At 43.7% G+C, this 21,083-nt stretch carries 17 protein-coding genes; 6 read left to right on the top strand and 11 right to left on the bottom strand.

The window, feature by feature from the left end:
- Positions 1–101: 101 nt before the first annotated feature.
- Positions 102–632: a hypothetical protein gene (locus ACDE64_RS10605; RefSeq protein WP_411346424.1), complete on the bottom strand. Its 531-nt coding sequence runs from the start codon at positions 630–632 to the stop codon at positions 102–104.
- Positions 633–900: 268 nt separating this feature from the next.
- Complete coding sequence (locus tag ACDE64_RS10600) at positions 901–1,482, bottom strand: hypothetical protein (protein WP_411349971.1); 582 nt, start codon at positions 1,480–1,482, stop codon at positions 901–903.
- A gap of 581 nt (positions 1,483–2,063) precedes the next feature.
- Here ACDE64_RS10600 and ACDE64_RS10595 point away from each other — a divergent pair.
- Positions 2,064–2,417 carry a DUF3243 domain-containing protein gene (locus ACDE64_RS10595; protein WP_411346422.1) on the top strand — a complete coding sequence of 118 codons (354 nt, stop codon included), beginning with the start codon at positions 2,064–2,066 and terminating at the stop codon, positions 2,415–2,417.
- A 78-nt stretch (positions 2,418–2,495) separates the two neighbouring features.
- Here the strand turns inward: ACDE64_RS10595 and ACDE64_RS10590 are convergent, their stop codons facing one another.
- From ACDE64_RS10590 to ACDE64_RS10570, 5 genes are all read right to left on the bottom strand, one after another.
- Complete coding sequence (locus ACDE64_RS10590; RefSeq protein ID WP_411350268.1) at positions 2,496–3,095, bottom strand: undecaprenyl-diphosphatase; 600 nt, start codon at positions 3,093–3,095, stop codon at positions 2,496–2,498.
- Positions 3,096–3,264: 169 nt separating this feature from the next.
- Positions 3,265–4,578: an amidohydrolase gene (locus ACDE64_RS10585; protein ID WP_411349970.1), complete on the bottom strand. Its 1,314-nt coding sequence runs from the start codon at positions 4,576–4,578 to the stop codon at positions 3,265–3,267.
- A gap of 440 nt (positions 4,579–5,018) precedes the next feature.
- Positions 5,019–5,588 (bottom strand): hypothetical protein, encoded by a 570-nt coding sequence (locus ACDE64_RS10580; RefSeq protein ID WP_411349969.1) that lies wholly within the window; start codon positions 5,586–5,588, stop codon positions 5,019–5,021.
- Between the two features lie 195 nt (positions 5,589–5,783).
- The gene (locus tag ACDE64_RS10575; protein ID WP_411350267.1) at positions 5,784–6,998 is read right to left on the bottom strand and encodes a threonine synthase; all 1,215 of its coding nucleotides are present in this window, start codon (positions 6,996–6,998) and stop codon (positions 5,784–5,786) included.
- Positions 6,999–7,276: 278 nt separating this feature from the next.
- Positions 7,277–8,326: an NAD(P)/FAD-dependent oxidoreductase gene (locus ACDE64_RS10570; protein ID WP_411346419.1), complete on the bottom strand. Its 1,050-nt coding sequence runs from the start codon at positions 8,324–8,326 to the stop codon at positions 7,277–7,279.
- Between the two features lie 276 nt (positions 8,327–8,602).
- On the opposite strand from ACDE64_RS10570, the gene cls reads away from it, so the two are divergent.
- Entirely contained in the window at positions 8,603–10,054 is a 1,452-nt protein-coding gene (cls, locus tag ACDE64_RS10565; protein WP_411346418.1) for a cardiolipin synthase, read from the top strand.
- Between the two features lie 46 nt (positions 10,055–10,100).
- Here the strand turns inward: cls and ACDE64_RS10560 are convergent, their stop codons facing one another.
- Positions 10,101–11,021 carry a helix-turn-helix transcriptional regulator gene (locus ACDE64_RS10560; RefSeq protein WP_411350266.1) on the bottom strand — a complete coding sequence of 307 codons (921 nt, stop codon included), beginning with the start codon at positions 11,019–11,021 and terminating at the stop codon, positions 10,101–10,103.
- Positions 11,022–11,220: 199 nt separating this feature from the next.
- Between ACDE64_RS10560 and ACDE64_RS10555 the strand changes: the two genes are divergently transcribed.
- On the top strand, positions 11,221–12,126 hold the full coding sequence (locus tag ACDE64_RS10555; RefSeq protein WP_411349968.1) for an alpha/beta hydrolase: 906 nt from the start codon (positions 11,221–11,223) through the stop codon (positions 12,124–12,126).
- 463 nt (positions 12,127–12,589) lie between these two features.
- Here the strand turns inward: ACDE64_RS10555 and ACDE64_RS10550 are convergent, their stop codons facing one another.
- A complete protein-coding gene (locus tag ACDE64_RS10550; protein ID WP_411349967.1) occupies positions 12,590–13,549 on the bottom strand; it encodes a D-2-hydroxyacid dehydrogenase family protein in 960 nt (319 codons plus the stop codon).
- 40 nt (positions 13,550–13,589) lie between these two features.
- Positions 13,590–14,954: a hypothetical protein gene (locus tag ACDE64_RS10545; protein ID WP_411349966.1), complete on the bottom strand. Its 1,365-nt coding sequence runs from the start codon at positions 14,952–14,954 to the stop codon at positions 13,590–13,592.
- A gap of 653 nt (positions 14,955–15,607) precedes the next feature.
- Between ACDE64_RS10545 and thrS the strand changes: the two genes are divergently transcribed.
- On the top strand, positions 15,608–17,527 hold the full coding sequence (thrS, locus tag ACDE64_RS10540; RefSeq protein WP_411349965.1) for a threonine--tRNA ligase: 1,920 nt from the start codon (positions 15,608–15,610) through the stop codon (positions 17,525–17,527).
- 125 nt (positions 17,528–17,652) lie between these two features.
- Positions 17,653–17,985, top strand: coding sequence for a DUF3219 family protein (locus tag ACDE64_RS10535; protein WP_411346414.1), 333 nt, complete (start codon positions 17,653–17,655; stop codon positions 17,983–17,985).
- Positions 17,986–18,093: 108 nt separating this feature from the next.
- Here ACDE64_RS10535 and ACDE64_RS10530 read toward each other — a convergent pair whose 3' ends face one another.
- Positions 18,094–19,194 carry a hypothetical protein gene (locus ACDE64_RS10530; RefSeq protein WP_411349964.1) on the bottom strand — a complete coding sequence of 367 codons (1,101 nt, stop codon included), beginning with the start codon at positions 19,192–19,194 and terminating at the stop codon, positions 18,094–18,096.
- A gap of 723 nt (positions 19,195–19,917) precedes the next feature.
- Here ACDE64_RS10530 and ACDE64_RS10525 point away from each other — a divergent pair.
- Positions 19,918–21,063, top strand: a complete 1,146-nt coding sequence (locus ACDE64_RS10525) for a family 10 glycosylhydrolase (protein ID WP_411349963.1) — start codon at positions 19,918–19,920, stop codon at positions 21,061–21,063.
- The last annotated feature ends 20 nt before the right edge of the window (positions 21,064–21,083 follow it).

The raw sequence follows: 21,083 nt of genomic DNA, 5'->3' as shown, positions 1-21,083 counted from the left end.
TAATAAAAACATTATTTCCTACAACACTCAATCTAACATGTATGCAAAAAGCCCGACTACGAATCATCACGATCCGCAGTCGGGCTTTTGTTATGCCTTCATTATTTGCTTTCCAGTTCAACGATCGTTCTCAGCTTAGTTGTAGCATCGCCGGGAATCGCTTTTTCGGTATACTTGAACGTAATCTCGGAGCCTTCTTTCAGCTTGTTGGCAGCATCGCGGACGCTGTCATCGAGTTGATAAACGACCGGGCTACCGTCTACCATGACTTCAGCGGAGTGCTCATCAGCCAGACCAGAAAATGTACCGGTTGCGACTTGAGTTGCCATTTGGTCATCTCCAGTAGTGGTATCTGTAGTGCCTTCGGTTGTACCTTCACTGCTCGTACCTTCATTCGTTTCAGGAGATGCCATATTGTCTTCTCCAGTAGAACCGTTGTCAGCAGGAGTCGTTTCTGTGTTATCCTGCGGTTGTGTCACTTCTGTATCAGTGCTCGTACTGCCATTCTCGGCAGGCGCTGCCGCAGGTTGCTGGGATTGATTGTTGCCACATGCCGCGAGCAGAATCACCCCGAGCAGCAGCAGAATCGCCAGTGGACTCCGTTTCATCCATGATTGGTTATTTCGTTGCATCGTAAATGCACCTCCTCAATAGTGTAACGCATCACATCGCCAAAAGTTGCTTCAAATTCAGCAACCAGGCAAAACAACATCCATTAGCATCATACCAGATAATGAGCAGCGAATAAAATATCGCCGCTCTTCCTTGATTCACACATAGCCACTATGCAAAAAGGGACTGCTACGCCGGTCATGCAACTTGCACCGGAACAGCAATCCCTTGGATCAATGGTTAATTAGTTTGATAATGCATAATGCCCGGTACAGTCATAAATGTGATTTAAGGGATATATTGCTGTACGACTTTGACAATTTCACCGTTTTTCACTGTGACATGATAAGGGAAAACGGTTGGATCGAGCAGATCCGGTTTTTGGAAAATAGCATTCAGCTTGGACATTGTAATCGACTCATTCCAGTTGATGTCGATGTCTTCCCAGTTGCCTGTATGATCATAAATCTGCATCAATACTTGAGCACTGGTTGGAGCTTCATATTGATATGTGGTGGTATCTGTATTCGTGATGTAATATCCATCTGGTGCACCGTCCAGACCACTGTCTGGATTTTCTTTGACGAAGATTTTGTTGGCTTCATCGCCAGTGTACCAGTTAATTGGATCAATGGTTAGATTGTACTGACCGTTGGAATCACGCTTAATATCATTAATAAATACCGTATACGTACCGTCAGCAGGTGTTGTACTGCTGTACGTGTCTTTGTAAACGCTCGTGGTTACTGTTGCCGCCTGTGCGACATTGGTAGTGGAATCTACGGTATTCCCTGTTGCCAGACTTCCCGAAGTCAGAAAGATTAAAGAAGCAGCACCTGCTCCTAGTATTCCCATCATTGTTTTCATCATCGCTGCATCTCCCCTTCTCTAAATGGCCGGTTGGTCTGACGAAATGTCAGGAAACTCGCTTACCATTTGCAATGTACTTATGTTGACATTGTCTGTGCGGATGATTGTCGTTCTTATTACTAACGACCAATCCGCCCAAATTGTTGCAAAGCCCGGCAATATTCTGTGATCTTTGCTACAGCATTCACACTGTACGATATGTACAATGATGGATTGCTGTGTAGAAGTTATTAACCAGAAACCTTTACGCAAGAACCATTCAAAAATTTTCCAATTCGTATTTACGTCTTATCGTTTAGGAACGAATGAGATATAGAATTGCTTGCTTTGTTACTCCACTATACACCCTGTTTTCGCTGAATTGGTTGCAATAATGTTAATACTCATTTACAAAATTAATACCAGGTTCTAAAATCTAGCCCTAACTATGATTAAGTATCAATAATACACGCCTGAAAATGCTTATAACATAATGTAATCGATATTTATTTGATCCAAAGATAAATATAGGATTGATTTCATTTTTTTCGGTTAAATACGTAGAAGCAAAGCCATTAACAGACACCGAGGAGGAGTACATCATGTCAGAACAAGATCATATTGTGAACAAATCGGGGCAGGTCGAACCAGACAAAGTCGAAGCGGCATTAAATCGAATCAGTGATGAGCAGAAAAAGCAGATCTTGGATGATTTTGAGTCGTTCCGTTCGTATCTGAGCAAACGTATCCACATGGCAGAAATTATTGGATTAAGTGAAGAAAATATTGCCAAGCTTACACAAAAAATCGCCGATTATCTTGCTACCCATGAGCAGCCACAAAACAGTGAAGAGAAACTGCTATATGAATTGTGGAAAGTGGGAGACGAGGAACAACGTCACAAGCTGGCGCATATGCTTGTTAAAATGGTCAAAAATACACAGGAAGCACGCTAATCCTGCATTCCAATCAATCACATACAAAAGAGCGCATCCGCTTTGATAGCAGGATGCGCTCTTTTTGTATACGTTCAGTTAACGATTTCGGTAGCTGGCACGCGGCCACACTTTATTTTCCATTCGTTCGTACCAGTAAATGCCTAACTCCATCAGATTGCTTGCCAGCGAGATGCGGGTGAACAAACGATGCACCAGCACCGAGATCAGCATACCAATCAATGCGCCTGCCAACACGTCACCTGGATAATGCACACCTGTCCAGACGCGTCCGAGCGCGATACCAGCAGCCAGAATCAGCCATACCCAGCCTGCACGACGACGGAACTGCCAGATCGTCATCGCAACAACAAATGCGCCAAGGGAATGTGTGCTAGGAAACGAAGCATTGGCTTCATGACCGACCAGTTGAATGGCGTGCAGCGTAACAAACGGCCTGTCCCTGTATATGATCTCTCCAATTATCCAGTTTACCGTAACTCCAATTAACCCAGACAACAGCGCTTCCGCAATCATACGCCGATTATCCCGTGCTCTCGTAAACCAGTATACGAGCGCTCCGATCATAAAGAACAGAACCGCATATTTGGATAAAAAGATCATCAGCGGATTCAAAAATACCAATTGTTCTGCCCCACCGTTAATCCATAAAAACAACCATTCGTCCATGTGCTCCATAGTCAATGATGTACTCCCCTCCGCTGATCAAGCAATCAGCGTATGTATTGTCGTGTGTGATTTCCTGTAAAATTGTAAAGCAGTTCATGACATATATCAACTCTGTGTAAAACCAGTGTAAATGTAATGTAAAATGTCATGACTGCTTCAACAATCACACACGCCAATATTAGACACCCTCTACGATACGCTTTGCCCGCTGTTTGCCTTCTGCTAACACGAGTTGTTCATCCATAGTGACCAGTTCACGGTTATCCATTAGAATCTGTCCATTTACAATCGTTGTATGCACATCACTTCCTTGTACTGCATAAGCAAGTAAGGATACCGGTTCATGTACAGGCTGTACATGCGGCTTATCCAGATCAATCAAGATAACATCAGCCTTTTTGCCAACTTGCAATGACCCAGTCTCATGATCTATATTAAGCAACCTCGCACTGTCTAGTGTCGCCATTTGTACTGCCTTGTACGCTGGTAGGACAGTGGGATCACCGTAATGCAGCTTTTGCAGCCATGTCGCTGTTTTGATACCAGCAAACATATCCAGCGTTGTTGCACTCCCTGCACCATCCGTTCCCAAGCCGACTGTAATACCGTTACGCTGCAACTCCGTGACCGGGGCAATACCGCAGCCCAGCTTCAGATTACTAACCGGATTGTGTGACACTCCGCCACGCATACCTGTTAACGCATGAATATCTTCCGTATTCAAATGGACACCATGTGCCAGCAAGATATGTGCATTCTCAAATAGACCCAGCTCATGCAAATACTGTGTTGGCGTCTGATTGTAACGTTCGCGCATAATAGCGACCTCTTCCTTCGTTTCACCCAAATGAATATGGATCGGGCGCTTATATTGCTCTGCCAGCTCAATCACATGACGCAATTGTTCTGGTGGGCAGAGATAAGGCGAATGCGGTCCAAACATAGTTGTGATTCGTCCATCCGCTGCATGATGCCATTTCTCAACCAAATCTACCGCTTCAACAAGGCGCTGCTGTGCTTGATCGTCGATAAATACAAGCCCTCTCGTCAGCGATGCTCTCATACCCGTCTCCTCTACCGCAGTAGCGATGTCGTTCATATGAATATACATATCAGCAAATGTCGTTGTACCACTACGAATCATCTCTGCCATCGACATTTTGCTACCCCAGTAAATATCTTCTGCGGTCATACGTGCTTCGGCTGGAAACATCTTCTGCTCCAACCAATCCATCAGCTTCAGATCATCGGAAAAGGCTTTTAACAGATTCATCGGACTGTGCTGATGCGCATTGATCAGCCCCGGCATTGCAATCATATGATTAGCATCAATCATGCGGTCAAACTGTTGCGAAGATAGTTGATGCTGATGAACATCTTCTTCACGATACAATCCAGTAATTCGATCGCCTTCAATCGTTATATCGCCGTTAAATGGTGTATCCCCGTCTTCCATCGTAATAATGATCGCATTTCTAATCCATATTCTCATCACAGCATTCTCCTCTAGTTTTGATATGATTATGACCGGAATGGACAATCTTCCGTTCCGCCTATGACTAGCATAATCATTGACGTAACGTTAAGGTCAATATAGAAATGAGTATGGATACCATGAATGTTATGTAATTACATAGATGATAATAGATAACGATTTATTTCGTTCTATAACAAGGAATTAGATGATGTAGTGGGATTGGATGTGGAGTCAATAAGTGGAGTGGATACTCTGCTGGCATAGAGATGCATCGAGTTTGCAAAACAAAAAGATGGCGATAAAATAAAACGCGCCATCTACAACGCTTCTTATTCTACCGCCATCACTAAAACTAACATCAACATCAACATCAACATCAACATCAACATCAACATCAACATCAACATCAACATCAACAATATTTTACGTGGCTGTGTGTATCTTGTGGCAACGATTTAGGAATAACTACGCCGCAATTCGTAAAAATATTGCACAGCAGGATGCTTCAGCTTGATTGTCTGACTCATATTGAGAATCCGCTTTTTGCCTACTCTACGATCGATCAGAGCTAGTATATTTAGCATCATATCGCTACTTTCTAGACTTTCTTCTATCGATGTAGCTAGAAATCGTGTCGAAGCAGTTGTAAAGTTCGATTTGCTCAATGCTGCCTGCAACACTATCATTTCTTTGGCATATTCCGTTACTTTGCGATTCCGTGCGATAACCTGTAAACGATCTTCAGGAACATTCTCGCCCATTGTGACACGCACAGCTTCGATGTCTGCTGCTGTAACTGGAATATCAATAGTAGGATCGCTCTTGATCTCTTGCTCTGACTGATACCAGCGAATCGGACCAGTCACATCGTTCATCTGCAACACGTTCTTTTTGTTGACGGAAATATAACAGTTCCCCGCTTTGTCAGGCAGATATCGGTAGCTAGTCGCCCGGTATTCTACTTTACCGACCAGTGCCGGGCTAAGAAACCCTTCCAGTTGTTGCTTCAATTTACTCCAGGACATGAATCCTCCTATACTCTCTAAATCGGCTATTATATTAGATAACAGCCGATCTTGCAGGTTGAAAATCTGAACGCGGAACGATATATGGTACCGCTTCAGTGTCTGCTCTCGTTCTTTTAGAGTACCATGTCAGAGATATGAAAAATAGAGTGTACGATATTTCCACACCGTTATGTTGCGAATAGTGAATAAAAATTAGCGACCAACGATAGAGTCACCGATTTGCAGCAATGGTGCTTCTGTCTGTACAGTGTCTGGATATTTGATGCCTGCGCCCGTGTTGAGTACTACAACCGTTTCATCAGGTTTGATCCAGCCGTCTGCGGCAAGCTTACGCGCCGCTGCAAAGGTGGCTGCACCTTCCGGGCAGACAAATGATCCTTCCAGTGAAGCAACTTCGCGCTGTACTTCTAACAACTCGGCATCAGATATCGCGATGCCAACACCATCCGTTTCGTATAGTGCACGCAACACAAGAAAATCCCCCAGCGCTTTAGGTACATTAATACCAAACGCAATCGTTGTCGACTGCTCCCAGAATTCCGAGCGTTCTTGCCGCTTCTCCCATGCCTTGACGATAGGTGCGCAGCCTTCTGCCTGTACCGCAACAAGACGTGGCAATGTACCGCTAATCCAACCAAGCTGTTGCAATTCCTTCAATGCTTTGTGAATACCGATTAATCCTACACCGCCGCCAGTTGGATACAAAATCACATCTGGCATTTGCCAGCCCAATTGCTCGGCAATTTCTAGTCCCATCGTTTTTTTGCCTTCGATTCGGTAAGGTTCTTTTAATGTGGAAGCGTCATAGACGCCATCCTGCTTCACTTTCTCGGCAACCATTTTACCAGCGTCACTGATCAATCCATCTACTAGAAAAAGAGATGCGCCTGCCAGAGCAACTTCGCTACGTGTAATCTGCGGCGCATCCTGCGGCATTACAATCGTCGCACGAATACCCGCACGGGCAGCGTACAATGCCCATGCTGCACCTGCATTACCGTTCGTCGGCATCGCAAATTCTTCCACGCCTAGCTCTAATGCTTTGGACACACCAACAGCTGCACCGCGTGCCTTGAAGCTTCCGCTTGGAACAAGGCTCTCATCTTTCATATAGAGATGGTTGATGCCGTAGCGCTCACCAAGTGTAGGCAGATGCAACAATGGTGTCATCCCTTCACCTAATGTAACAACATGTTCTGAACTGCTCACTGGTAGCAATTCGTGATACCGCCACAGATCCGGATTACGCTGCTGAATATCTTCGCGTTTTACTTGTTGTTTTAACTGTTCCAGATTATATTCCACGAGCAGCGGTGAACCACATGCGCACAACTGGTGAATATGCTCCGTATCATACTGTGTTTGACAAACCGGACACTGCAAATGCGATACATAACTATAGGTCATCATGAATCCCCCGTTTTCACTTTGTTCAACACACTAATAAGTATCATACCAGTCTGATTTTATTTTGCCAATTATTCTTATCTACTCACTTGGTTATATGACAAGGTTTGGGATCATTGCATCAAGAAGATTGTGCTTGATTTTCAACAAAAAAGTCCGGCGATTCAGGCATATACCTGAGCCACCGGACCTTATTACTTCTAAACGAGTAACATTGTTAGCGATTCATGACCGTCATTACAGTCATTACAGTCATTACCAATCTACAAACAACGATATTATACGCGTGCTGTCTGCTGTTCCAATTCCTTGTTTTTATCCTCAAATTTCTTGTTGTGAGAGGATACATATGCCTGAGAATAAGCGTCTGGCTCCAAATATTGCTTGGCGCTATTCACTGCGGTTGCACCGTCTACGAGTGCTCCACTGATCAGATACAATTTGCCGTTATATTGAACGACGTCTCCTGCGGCGAAGACGCCCGGAATGCTCGTTTGACGACGTTCGTCTACGACAGGCTTGTTGTATTCGCCCAGCTCCATACCCCAATCCAGCAGCGGTTTCAGATCGCTCGTCATGCCGTGGTTGACGATCAGTGCATCTACTGGAAGTGTACGTGTTTCTTTCGTTTCTACATGACAAATCGTAATTTCCTCTACTAGACTGCCCTGTCCTTGCAGACCTGTCAGTTCATAAGATGTAATGATCTCTTTGCAATTTTGCTTCATACTGATTACGTTACGTTCGTGACCACCGAATTCTTCTCTGCGGTGTACAACGGTTACGCTCGCAGCTAGCGGATGCAGCGCATTCGCCCAATCCACCGCGGAATCTCCACCACCGGAAATAACGATATGCTTATCTTTGAAAATCGACAGCTCCTGCACAGTGTAGTGCAGATTGGTCACTTCGTAGCGATCAGCGCCTTCAATCTCAAGCTTGCGCATTTTCGGAATGCCATGACCTAGCGCCAGAATAACTGTGCGGGTATGATGCTGTTCACCTGTGCTAGATGTAAGCAGCAATGTCTGATCTTCCAGTCGCTCCAAACCAGTGATTTGCTGGTTTAACACAACCGTAGGTTCAAATATCATCGCCTGTTCCGTCAGATTCTGGATGAGTCCGGCACCACTGATTGGTGGCACGCCGCCTACATCCCAGATGATTTTCTCAGGATACAGTAGAATTTTGCCACCCAGTGTCGGATTGAATTCAATAATCTTGGTTTTCATATCACGCATCCCGCTATAAAAGGCACTGTACAGTCCTGCCGGTCCACCGCCAATAATCGTTACATCATAAAGTTCCAGCTGTCCTTGTTGTGTCATATGTAGCTCCCCCTGTATACATAACTGCTCATGCAGTTTGTTATAAAATGATATCTGCAAAACATAATTGATAATGATTATCATTATAGTTTACGATAGATGCTTATGCAATGAAAAATGGACAAATAAGTTATGATTTCAAGATGACGATGCATTATTTACCACATTTTGTAATATGAATGATAAACATGTAGTGTGTGATCTTGTATTTTTTGGTATGCTGTTGGTAAAGTGCTTATTTATGATGGACAATTTAATTAAGGTGGGAAGCTGGGAATGTTGACCTTTTACTCGCATTTTTCCTGGATATTACTTGTAATCAACTTATTTCTGGCGCTATTTATCGTCTTTCTGGAACGTCGCAATATTGGAGCGACATGGGCGTGGCTGATGATCTTGCTATTTATCCCGATTGTCGGTTTTATCGTGTATCTGTTCCTCGGTCAGAATCTGAGCCGGGTCAAGCGTTTCCGGCTACGCAAAGAATTCCGTTCTATTATTGAATCGGCAGTCAATGATCAACTTGCCGAATTTGATAACTACACATTCAGCTTCAATGATAAGTCGATCAACAAGTATCATGAACTGGTGCATATGCATCTGATCAGCAATTACTCGCTCTATACCCAGGACAACAGTGTACAAATTTTCTCAGATGGATTGAAAAAGTTCGATGCACTGTTCCGTGATATCGCGCGTGCCAAAGAATATATTCATATCCAGTATTACATCATTCAACGCGATGATCTTGGTCGTCAGCTATTGGCTGCTCTGACGGAAAAGGCTAAACAGGGCATTACCGTGCGGCTGATCTATGATGCGTGGGGCAGCTCCAAAGTGAATAAGAAGTTTCTCAAAGATTTTGTAGATGCGGGTGGTCATGCAGCTGCCTTCTTCCCGCCCAGTATTCCGCTGATCAACTTCAAAATGAATTATCGCAATCACCGCAAAGTTGTTATTATCGACGGCGAGTGCGCGTATATCGGCGGGTTCAACGTTGGCGACGAATACCTCGGTCATGTGAAAAAGTTCGGCTACTGGCGCGATACGCATCTGCGGGTAGAAGGCTCAGCGATTTTGCAAATGCAGGCGCATTTTCTACGTGACTGGCATCTGGCACTGAATACGCATATGAATCAGGATTATTCGTTGTTTGCTGTATCCAAGCCATTTTCCGGTAATATCGGCATGCAGATTATTTCCAGCGGACCGGATAGCAGTCTGGAAACGATCAAGTACTCCTATATTAAAATGATCTATGAAGCGAAACGTAGCGTTATGATTCAAACACCGTATTTTATCCCAGATGAGAGTATGATTACAGCGATCAAATCGGCGATTTTATCTGGTGTGGAAGTGTATCTGATGATTCCCAAACGACCGGATCACCTGATGGTGTATTGGGCTTCGTACTCCTATTTGCAGGAGCTGTTGGAGTTGGATGCGCATTGCTATTTGTACAATAAAGGATTTTTGCATGCCAAAACGATGGTCATCGACGGTAAAATCGCCTCGGTCGGAACCGCGAATATGGATATTCGTAGCTACAAGCTGAACTTTGAAATCAATGCAGTTTTATACGATTCTGAGACAGCACAGCAATTGGAAGCATTGTTCTTGCAAGATATTCGTGATAGTGATGTGCTGACACTGGAAGCATACGAGAATCGCCCATGGTATCGCAAAGTGGTCGAATCGTTCGCCCGTCTGTTATCCCCAATTTTATAATACCAATCTGCCCCAGTGTAACAGTACGATCGCTGTTATGCTGGGGTTATTTGTAATGTGCAGCCAGATCAGACAACTGTTGACGAATCTCATCTTTTAACTCTGTTGGTTGTTCGACTATCACCTCTGTACCTAAACCAATGAAAAAATTAGCATAAAAGCTCAATTCCTCTTCTGGCACCATTGTATCCAATTGCCCGCTTCCATCTTCGTGTATATCCAGTGAGATCCACATCTCCGCTTCACAACGCTGCACCGCCCGTCGACTCAGCTTGGCTTGAATACGATATGAATGTGGAACAGACGGTTCCTCATACCAGCCGCTACTACTCGAAGGTTCTAACTCCAATGGCTGCAAGCCGGATGTATCATACACTGCCGTTCGAATACGATCACAGCGAAACAGGCGGTACCCTTGACGCAAAAAGCAATACGCCGAGCAATACCAAAATCCCTGATTGGTATATATGAATACCGGTTGAATCGCTCGTTGGCTACTGGCACGATCTTCTGGCTCATAAGTAATATCTAGCACTTTTTGCGCTACTGCCGCCTCTAACAGCAGGGGCAAATAAGGTGCATTTTGCCGCCTAGTAGGCGCGGTAAAATCAAGCCGACTTTTCATACGATCAATACTGTCTCGTACATCACCCGGTAAATGTAAATAAAACTTGCGCAGTGCAGACACCGATTCATCTTCAAATGGTAGAGATGAATAGTGACGAAGCGCATGAGAAGCAAAAAACATCGCTACCGCTTCCACTTCGGTAAACGCAATAGGCGGTAATACACGTTCGCGCAGTACTTTGTAGCCGCCATGTGGACCGACTTCTGAATACAGCGGAACGCCCAGTTCACTCAATTCCTGCAAATCCCGCAAAATCGTGCGTGTAGATACTTCAAATTCTTCTGCCAGCTCACGAACTTTGAACTGTCGCTTGCGATTGACTGCCATCATCAATTGCATCAATCGCTGTGCTTTGGATAGATCTGATTTGGACAATATGCTCACTTCACTTTCACTGTTAACTGGATAGATTCTATATGTATGAATATTTACGACAATTTCTGTCACTATTATGATCTATACTGCATATAGATGACAAGCAGTATACTGCATTGCATACACTGCATTGTACAAAATCACTCATGCTGGAGGTATATCCATGACACGACAACAACGCACCCAATTGAATCAAAAGCTAAAACGCCCCGCCACCTTCGTCCCACAAACACCAGAGCAAATGCGTACCGGATTCGCCGCTTTGATGTCGAATATGTATGTGCCCACTATGATTACACAAACTCCGATTACGCTTGGCAATCGTCCGGCAATACAGGTGGATCATGAACAACATACGCATGCCGGAATCATATTGTATTTTCACGGCGGTTCTTATGTTGTCGGTTCTCCAACTACCGCAATGTCGCTGACAGGTAGTCTGGTGAGCCGAACCGGTATTCGTGCGGTATCGCTCGATTATCGGTTAGCACCGGAGCATCCTTTTCCAGCAGCGATGGAAGATGGTCTTGCGGCTTATCGAGAATTGCTGGCAAACGGAACGAATGCAGCTGATATCGTACTCGCTGGCGATTCGGCAGGAGGTGGACTTGCTGTTGCTGTATGTATGATGGCTCGCGATGCTGGTTTACCGATACCCGCGGCAGTGATTACCTTTTCGGCAGGTTTGGATAAAACGCACTCTGGTGCCAGCATGAGCAGCAAGGCAGATGTCGATCCATTCTTCGCCCGTGAGAACTTTGATCATACAGATGCTATGTTTCTTGCAGGGCAAGACCCTCGTCATGAATGGGTCAGTCCGGCTACGTATGGCAAGCTCGAAGGCTTCCCGCCATTATTACTTCAAGTTGGCACGAATGAATTGCTGCTGGACGATTCGACTATGCTTGCAGAGCGTGCACGCGCGGCAGGTGTCGATGTGATTCTGGATATTACCGCTGATGTTCCACATGTGTTTCAAGCGTTCACAGGTACATTAGACGAAGCAGATCAGGCACTTGATCGGGCTGCATTGTTTATTAAACAGCATATAGGACAAGGACAAGCGTAATCTGATAAAAGAGCAGGATGGTTTCTGGCTAGAAGCCGTTCTGCTCTTTGTATATTGATGTATTTCGATTGGAATTGCGATTGGAGAGGTTGAATCCTTTGTTTTATTTTGCAAATAAGGGCTTGCTTCCAAACAACGGATCGTATCGCTGTTCATTTACTCAATGCATACTATTGTTCTTGGATGCAAATAGCATTGATTGGTATTGTTTTTCATTTGAAGTACTATCACTATTGTTACTTTGTTATGGTGTAGAGTGCACGATACAGTGCAAATGTTCATATGAACAAGGTATCATATATGTGGTTTTCTATTGTGAATTTTTCATGTATTGATTTTTTTAATCTAAGTATAGAGAGTTGTATAAACGTAAATAAAAGTTCTACATACGAATATAAGCCACATGCAAATACAAGCTGCATGTGGCTTATAGTTGAGATTCAAAGTTTGGATATTCCGGCAATTACTTCAACTCTCTTACTGGCGTTCCTTGCAAAAATTGCACAATATCGTCCACCGCATCCTGATAAAATGTCTGATAATTATCGTCTGATACATATCCAATATGCGGTGTTGCCAATACATTAGGTAATGTCCGTAGCACATGATCCAGTGGTAAAGGCTCCTCGTCAAATACATCCAATCCTGCACCCGCGATTGTGTGCTGCTGTAAAGCTTCTACCATCGCTTGTTGGTCAACCAATCCAGATCGCGAAGTATTGATCAAATACGCGGTTGGTTTCATCTGCTCCAGCTCTTGCTTACCAAGCAAATGCCGGGTCGTCTCACTCAGCACCATATGCACTGACACAATATCACTCTGACGCAGCAATTCATGCAGGGAAGTTGCCAAGGTTACACCCGCTTCCTGCGCACGTTCAGCAGTTAGATTGGGGCTCCATGCCAGCACAGACATGCCCATCGCTTGCGCGATTGTTGCCATAGCTTTACCGATTTTGCCCAGTCCAATCAAACCGAGCGTTTTCCCATACAAACCAATGCCGATGGTACTCTGCCATGCATCGCCTTGGCGAAAAGCGTTATTTTCCTGCACCACATGACGCGTAATTCCGAGAATGAGTGCCCATGTCAGCTCAGTTGGTGCTGCACCTTTGCCACCTGTTCCACATACTGTGATGCCGAGTTGGTGTGCTGCCTGTAGATCGATAGACGCATTGCGCATCCCGGTCGTCACGAGAAGCTTTAGAGAGGACAGACGCTGTAACACGTCCGCTGGAAATTTGGTTCGCTCACGCATAATGACTAGAATTTCGCAATCCTGCACAGCATGGATAAGTTCATCTGCGGATTGAAAATACTGATTGTAGTTTCTGACTTCCACTTGATCGTCCAGCACAGACCAATCCGCCATCGAAAACGCAACATTTTGATAATCATCCAAAATAGAGCAATGAAGTGTCATTTGGTATCCTCTCCTGTTTAAAATTTCAACGCACGTTCATTTATTGCTCTGTAGTAGCAGGACCATATCCGCTATTTCCAGCTGTTACTTCGTTAATGTAATCAATATCGCTGTCAAATACCCATCTACCATCCTCCATCATTTTGAATCGACTCAATTTCTTCTGAACGATAGGCTCTCCCTCATAAAATTGGGCAACATCATAATTATTTTCTGTTTTCATTACTAGAGCTATATCATGATCAATATTGATAATTTCAATTTCCTTTAACTCTCTTTCAACATATGAATATGCAAATAAATCATTTACTTCCTTTTGAAATTGCTCTTCGCTATATGGCTTTCCATCATCATGCAATTGATTACTCATATTCGTCCAGTAAGTTACCAGCTTTGCATCTTTATTAGTCCATGCATTGTAATATTGCGTAGCATCTTCTTTGATCTTATTAACCAATTGAGGTTGTGTTTGCTGTATATTCTGTTGTTTTTGTAAAACATCTGTATTGATTCGAGTTGTATAGCCGTCACGAATAAATTCAACTGTCCAATTGCCATGAAATTTGCTCAACCATACTGTGGAATCAACATCATAATGTACTGGTAGTGCTGTATTTGAAATAGTATATTTTAGTTCAAGTTGAGCTTTAGTAGCTTTGTTATTGTACATCAAAGAGTTTAGCTGAATACCATCCACTTTAACTTTTGAATCTTTTGAATTTCCAGATTCTCCAGGCTGGATTGAACTCATGAATGTTGGATACTTCGTGATGTACTGCCAATACAAATAATTAGGATGGTACAAATTTAGATTCATTTGGTTTACATGTTCATAATCCTTTAAATAAGCAAAGGCAAGCTTGCGAATCGACTGATCCTGACTTTTCCCAATAGTATTTACATATAGCGCTTGATTGGATTTTTTATATATCGTGTTATACTGTGCCAGCGCCGACAATGCATCAATAGGTGCATATACTATCCCTTTTATCACTTTCAAATTTTCAAAAAAGCTACCGCCTTCAGTCATCAGATATACATCATCTGTTTCTACATATAGGTAAAACGTGTTTAACTGGCTAGTAATTGCATGCTGCTTATACGACATTTCCCACTTTTTTAACCCATCTTCATACGTATACTGGATCTTCATGCCAGCCGCTTTGCTAAACGATAGCACCGGAACCCATACTTTGTTTTCCTTGTAAAACGCTTTTACACCGCTTAATGTTTTGCCGTCGAGTATAACACTTACACTCTTTTGCGCTTGTGCTGTCGACGTTGTATTGGCTGTTTGTACTGCTACTGCTGCGTTTACACTGATCGGCTGGAAGCCTGCTGCGAACAGACTGCCTGCCAGTACAACTTTACTTGCCGTTTTCCAAATAAGACCTTCACCTAACATGCCATATTTCCCCTTTGTTTCTATCTATTTTATATTTCTGTGTCCTATTTTATTGTAACTGCTTGCTCGCTTTCTGTCTTTACCATTTCTGGACAATTTCGCTTGTTGCTCTTGTTATAACTTCACTAGAAAAATCGTTTTTACGTTATCATCTCTCTTGAAAATTCCTGTCTCTTTTCATCTCCACATACACTCCTTCTGAAAAATAAATTCCAATTCCCCTCTTGACCTTTTTCCAAACGACTCCTATAATCGAGAACCAATAACACATTTTGGCGATGACCGGAGACAGGATTCCCTTCATGCGCTGTCCAGAGAGAGAAGTGATTGCTGAGAACTTCTCCAGTCGACGGTTGAGGAATTACCACTCTGTAGCTGCAATGCCGAACATGTGCCGGACAGTTTGTCGTAAGTAACATTACCTGTCGCTGTCCGCTGCGTATGTCTAGGGTTTGCCGATTCATCCTCGTTAACGGATGCCAATGAGGATCTGCTTTCGGGCGGGCATGGATGCAACTATCAGGATCATTGCTTCATGTCACTACGGAAACAGATCGAACAAGGGTGGAACCACGAGCTAAGCGCACTCGTCCCTACTGGGATTGAGTGTTTTTTTGCGCTTTCATCATTGCATTCATTGGGAGGTTTTCACTATGTTATATCCACTTCAATTGGAATTACCAAATGGCTCAGTACGCATCGTTGAACAAGGTACTTCACTGCATGACATTGCCACTTCTATCCAATCTTCGCTCGGTAAACGTGCTGTCGCTGCCTGGTTGAACGGGCAATTGGTCGATCTGCAAACTCCGGTACACGCAAATGGCACATTCGAAATTATCACTGATGATGATCCAGCTGCATTGCCGATTTATCAGGTGAGTGCCGCTCATATTCTCGCTCAGGCAGTTAAGCAATTATACGGCGAGCAGCAGGTTAAGCTGGGGATCGGGCTGTCTGTAGATCAGGGCTTTTATTATGATTTTGCATTGGAGCAACGATTGTCAGAGCATGACTTTGCCGCTATCGAAAAACAGATGCGGCGCATTGCTTCGCAGCAGCTTCCTATCACTCGCCGTGTACTGAATCGGCAAGAAGCGTTGGACTTTTTCGGTCAGCGTGATGAGCCTTATAAATTGCAAATGATTGAAGATAATCAGCAGGATGATGAATTTGTGATCTATGACCAGGGAGAGTTTAGCGATCTGGATCGTGGTCCACATTTACCATCGACAGGCAAATTGCAGCATTTCAAATTAATGAGTGTTGCTGGCGCGTATTGGCGTGGTGATGCTGACAATGCCGTTTTGCAGCGCATATACGGGGTTGTTTTCCCACATAAGGCACAGCTTGATGAGCATCTGCAATGGTTGCAGGAAGCACGTCGACGTGATCATCGTAAACTTGGTCGCGAGCTGAAGTTATTTATGTTCTCAGAAGAAGCGCCGGGAATGCCATTTTATTTGCCAGCAGGCATGGCGCTGCGTACACAGCTGGAATCTTTCTCACGTGATATTCAGCTACGGCGTGGATATGAAGAAGTACGTACTCCGTTTATGATGAATCGCGAATTGTGGGAACAATCTGGTCACTGGGATCATTACAAGGACAATATGTATTTTTCCGAGGTTGATCAGGAGAGCTTCGCCCTTAAACCGATGAACTGTCCGGGGCATATGTTGATTTATAAAAACGAACTGCGTTCATATCGTGATCTACCAATGCGGATGATGGAGTTCGGTCAGGTGCATCGACATGAATTTTCCGGAGCATTAAACGGACTGATGCGAGTACGGACATTTTGCCAAGATGATGCGCATCTGTATGTATTGCCAAAGCAAATTGAAGACGAGATCGGGCGTGCGATGGATCTGATTGATGAGATGTATGCAGTGTTTGGCTTTGATTATGAAGTGGAGCTATCGACACGTCCTGATGATTCTATGGGTTCTGAGGAACTGTGGCAGCAAGCAGAGCAAGCGCTACGTAATGTGCTGGAGCGACGCGGAGTGGCGTATCGGTTAAATGAAGGCGACGGTGCCTTTTATGGTCCGAAGATCGACTTTCATGTGCTGGATGCGCTAAAACGAAGCTGGCAATGTGGAACGATTCAATTGGATTTTCAGATGCCAGAGAAATTTGACCTCTCTTATATCGGCGAAGATAGTATGAAGCATCGTCCAGTCGTGATTCACCGCGCGGTATATGGTTCCATTGACCGCTTTCTTGGCATTTTAACTGAGCATTATGCAGGTGCCTTTCCGTTATGGCTTGCTCCGATCCAAGCCAAAGTATTGCCCGTCTCCCCTCACTATACCGATTATGCACATGAGGTGAAACAAATGCTGGCGGCTGCCGGTATTCGTGCACAAGCCGATCTATCCAGCAACAAGCTCGGCTACAAAATGCGTCAGGCACAGCAGGAAAAGATTCCTTACATTCTCGTTGTGGGTGAAAAGGAACAACAATCCGGTTTGGTGAATGTGCGCCGCTATAATGAGACAGAGCAACAGCCACTTGCAATCGAAGAATGGATCACTGCCGCACAGGAAGAAATTCAGCACAAGCGATAATCTATTCTAACTGCCATAGCAGATATCTGAAGATTGGATGAGTACTGATTGAATCATGAACAATTCGGTTAACGTGAACTACAAACATTTATTATGAGGTAGTGCATAAGAAAGGATGATATCCCATGTCAACTTCCGACGTATCCACGTTAATCCATATTGCCGATTTGCAAATAGAAGGTTTGAATTACCGGGAAGACCAATTGAATGATGCAGATGGAGGAACCGGACGTACACTGATTGTTTTTGACTTTGTGATTACAGGTCAACAGGAGTATCATGATGTCACTTCTACATTATATGAGTCGGTCATCAATGTTCAGGTGCCCGGCCGTCAACTTGCATTCCAAGCAACGGTACACAGTTATTTCACTTCGGTGCCGAAGCTTGAAAATGAAGAAGATACCGTTGATGTGCATCTGGAACTGTTACAAGTAGCGCCAAGCGTGAAAATTTAACTGCACTACTCCAATTAAAAATGAGCAGCATCATGAAAAACCAGCGTTTCCCTTAGCAGATATAGGGAAACGCTGGTTTTATTTGGGAGCATATAGTAGATGCGTCTTTTAATTATCGCTATAAATAGAAGAATTAATCCAGTCACGATGTACATATTTCGGTGAATTATCAAGTGTTCCGTACCAGCGTCCGTTACGATTTTCCGTATATTCGGTGTACTGGCTCCATGGATACGCCTGTTCTTCATTAAAACGAGACACCTGTACATTCTCGTAACGCTGATTCATCGTACGACCTAGAATATTGCTGCCATCAAATGCTTTTTTGGCAATAGACGTTACACGTTTGACCGAAGTCGAGTTCGTATCGCTGTCTGTCCATTTGGTAGGTGCGATCAGAATTTGCGCATTATCAACGACAAAATAGGCACTGTAATACGTATCCGAGCTAACCGTTTTTGCCAGATAGAATTTCACATTTTTGATCTGGTTAGTATCGTATTTCTGTACGGTAGAATCACCATAGTAAAATCCATTGGAACGAATATAAGGCAACCAGCGATGCGTACCCGTTTGATATGCGTACCCGGCTTCGATCGCATTGCCGCTTTGCGAATCAAAACCATAATATACCCACGGCTGCTCCCCTTCACCCAATCCGCTTACTGTTGGCAAGGTAATGTCCGAGTTGATACTATCAAAGCCTTCAAAATCAAGCTGACGACGTTCAAACGCACCTGTTGTTCCACCATTCACATCTTTGACCGAAATCGGACTGTTCGGATCAAACTGGGTGGCACTACGCGAGTTGTCAGTCTCGTCATCCTTTTTCGCTGAACCGAGATAACCACGCTGGGAGCTGTACACTTCCCCGGTAACAGTCATATAGGTATAATCTGCTTTTTTCAATTGTTGACTTGTGCTCGTTGTGCTCTGATCTTCCGTACCCGCAGTTGTTACTGGATCGCTACCAGCCAGATCGCGCAACACTGCCGCTTTTTGCTTGGCAAAAAATTGCGAATTGATGGATGGTTGTTCCTGTGCTGTATTCTGTGATGCTGAAGCATCATTGGTTGATTCCGTTGTTGCAGTCGTTGTCTGAACCGTTGCCTGCGGAGTCGTGGTGGATGATTCTGCATGTGCTGCCAATGCCGGTGTAAATGAAGTTACGAGCAAGCCAAGAGATAGTAATGTTTTGAATGTCTTCATGATGTCGATCCTTTCTGTTCGTAAAATGATAGTTGATGTCTGCCAATAACCGATTGAATTCCGATATATCACTGTCTGTCTTTATGTATGCAGCGATGGTGGACTGTCCGTTCACCAGCAAATAGACAGCCGCTTAGCTTCCAGCGGAGAAACTTGAGCATTCATTCATAATCTGGTCTCTATGTGGTTAAACGCGAATCCCTACAAAAAGTTGTTCCAATCCCTTCAATCTTTTGTACCGCTGCCGATAAAACGGGTAATACCTCAGGTAGAGACACCTCTCTACCTTACCATGAAAAGCAGGCAAGTTAAAACTTTGCCCATCATTGATCATCTGCATACTAACAATAATAGCGATCTATTTTGTAAACCAATAATTGTCTTTCGTTAATAAAATGCCGATTCTCAAAATAAATTTATTTTTTTCAAAATATTTTAAAAATAAATGCAACTTTTTTTGTTTAGCTTACGTAATATATAGTATACCTAATATAATAGTGCAAAATTCTTTAAAATTAAGTTTATTGCTGGCAAAATTGTAAGGTTTCCAACCTTTCGTCCGTCTTTCTTCTGCTGGCTCTGTGTTACACGCTCTGCTGTCGCTACCGTTCATTATTTATTCATATTATAATGATACAGTTGTAAAAAGTAAGAATGTGTCGTTTTAAGAATTTGCCCACTTTTATACACCATGTTTCCATAACGAAAGGATCGCGATCAACGATGAAAAAATTAGCTTACTCCCTGTCTGCCGCTCTGCTGGCTCTGACTATTATGCCATGGCAAGTCTCTACTGCAAATGCAGCAGATGCCGTGACAACCACCACTCCAATCACTACAGAAGTTACCGTCCAAACCGAAGCCAATTTCAAAAATGCTGATGATGTGAACTCGTTTGTTATACAAGCAGCACGCAATCACGTATCCGTCATCAACATGAGCGTAAAACAAGATAGCGACGTAAACGGTTCATCCGGTTATGCGTTCTACGATAGCAAAATCGCTCCTGAAGCTGAAGGTTACACTGACTTTGACGCTCTGGCAGCTGTTATTGAAAAAGCACATGAATATGGCATCAAAGTACAAGCTTGGATTCCACAATTCCAAGATAAAGCCGCAATCGGTGTAAACTCTTCTTGGCAAATGCGTACGATCAACGATAACGGCAACATCTCCACTTACACTGGTCAAAACGGTAGCAGCTACTATGTAAATCCGTTTGATACTGATGTTCAAAGTTACGAACGTTCCATTGTCAAAGAAGTAGTTACAAACTACAATGTAGACGGCGTTGTACTAAGCGGCATGGACTTTGATACGAACCGTGTTGATATGAATACAACAACGATCAGTCAATTCCGCAGCACTAACAATGTTGATCCGAAAAAAATCGATTTCACTAAAAGCTCCAGCAACTCCAAAATTGCACAATGGAATCAATGGAAATCCGATCAACTGGCAAACTACATCACAGAAGTAAGCACAGACATCAAAACAATCAAACCAGATCTGACTGTTGGCGTATACAGCAATGTAAGTAACACAGAAGGTACCACGCCAAATGTAGCAGCTTACAGCTCTTCCGTAAACTTCATCACTCCGGTTGCTGATTATCAACAACTGGGTCGCAACATCGATTGGGTTTACAGCAAAGACGGCGTAATCAGCCAAGCACAAGCTGGTGATACAGTTGATACCAAACAAACTATCATTCCAGCACTGAGCGCAGGTCTGACTAACGATGCTTCTGTACAAATCTACAATGGTCTGCATAGCACTCAATCCGATATCACAACTGTAAACTATGTAGCAACTGGTGAATTTACCGAAGCGATGCTGAACAGTATCGGTACACGCGTTAATTACTAAGTTCATTTACGTCTCATTGC

Origin of the sequence: Paenibacillus sp. WLX2291, from assembly GCF_046603665.1 — a bacterium.
In the GTDB taxonomy this organism is placed as follows: Bacteria; Bacillota; Bacilli; order Paenibacillales; family Paenibacillaceae; genus Saccharibacillus.
Note: the sequence above shows the minus strand (reverse complement) of the source record. Positions and strands in the feature narration are given on the sequence as shown.

Bases quoted from the DNA above. Each gene is read 5' to 3' on its own strand.
- ACDE64_RS10525 (WP_411349963.1), top strand. From the start codon at position 19,918: ATGAAAAAATTAGCTTACTCCCTGTCTGCCGCTCTGCTGGCTCTGACT.
- ACDE64_RS10555 (WP_411349968.1), top strand. From the start codon at position 11,221: ATGACACGACAACAACGCACCCAATTGAATCAAAAGCTAAAACGCCCC.
- ACDE64_RS10580 (WP_411349969.1), bottom strand. From the start codon at position 5,588: ATGTCCTGGAGTAAATTGAAGCAACAACTGGAAGGGTTTCTTAGCCCG.
- ACDE64_RS10530 (WP_411349964.1), bottom strand. From the start codon at position 19,194: ATGAAGACATTCAAAACATTACTATCTCTTGGCTTGCTCGTAACTTCA.
- ACDE64_RS10585 (WP_411349970.1), bottom strand. From the start codon at position 4,578: ATGAGAATATGGATTAGAAATGCGATCATTATTACGATGGAAGACGGG.
- ACDE64_RS10535 (WP_411346414.1), top strand. From the start codon at position 17,653: ATGTCAACTTCCGACGTATCCACGTTAATCCATATTGCCGATTTGCAA.
- ACDE64_RS10575 (WP_411350267.1), bottom strand. From the start codon at position 6,998: ATGACCTATAGTTATGTATCGCATTTGCAGTGTCCGGTTTGTCAAACA.
- ACDE64_RS10600 (WP_411349971.1), bottom strand. From the start codon at position 1,482: ATGATGAAAACAATGATGGGAATACTAGGAGCAGGTGCTGCTTCTTTA.
- cls (WP_411346418.1), top strand. From the start codon at position 8,603: ATGTTGACCTTTTACTCGCATTTTTCCTGGATATTACTTGTAATCAAC.
- ACDE64_RS10560 (WP_411350266.1), bottom strand. From the start codon at position 11,021: ATGCAATTGATGATGGCAGTCAATCGCAAGCGACAGTTCAAAGTTCGT.
- ACDE64_RS10570 (WP_411346419.1), bottom strand. From the start codon at position 8,326: ATGACACAACAAGGACAGCTGGAACTTTATGATGTAACGATTATTGGC.
- ACDE64_RS10595 (WP_411346422.1), top strand. From the start codon at position 2,064: ATGTCAGAACAAGATCATATTGTGAACAAATCGGGGCAGGTCGAACCA.
- ACDE64_RS10550 (WP_411349967.1), bottom strand. From the start codon at position 13,549: ATGACACTTCATTGCTCTATTTTGGATGATTATCAAAATGTTGCGTTT.
- ACDE64_RS10605 (WP_411346424.1), bottom strand. From the start codon at position 632: ATGCAACGAAATAACCAATCATGGATGAAACGGAGTCCACTGGCGATT.
- thrS (WP_411349965.1), top strand. From the start codon at position 15,608: ATGTTATATCCACTTCAATTGGAATTACCAAATGGCTCAGTACGCATC.
- ACDE64_RS10545 (WP_411349966.1), bottom strand. From the start codon at position 14,954: ATGTTAGGTGAAGGTCTTATTTGGAAAACGGCAAGTAAAGTTGTACTG.
- ACDE64_RS10590 (WP_411350268.1), bottom strand. From the start codon at position 3,095: ATGGAGCACATGGACGAATGGTTGTTTTTATGGATTAACGGTGGGGCA.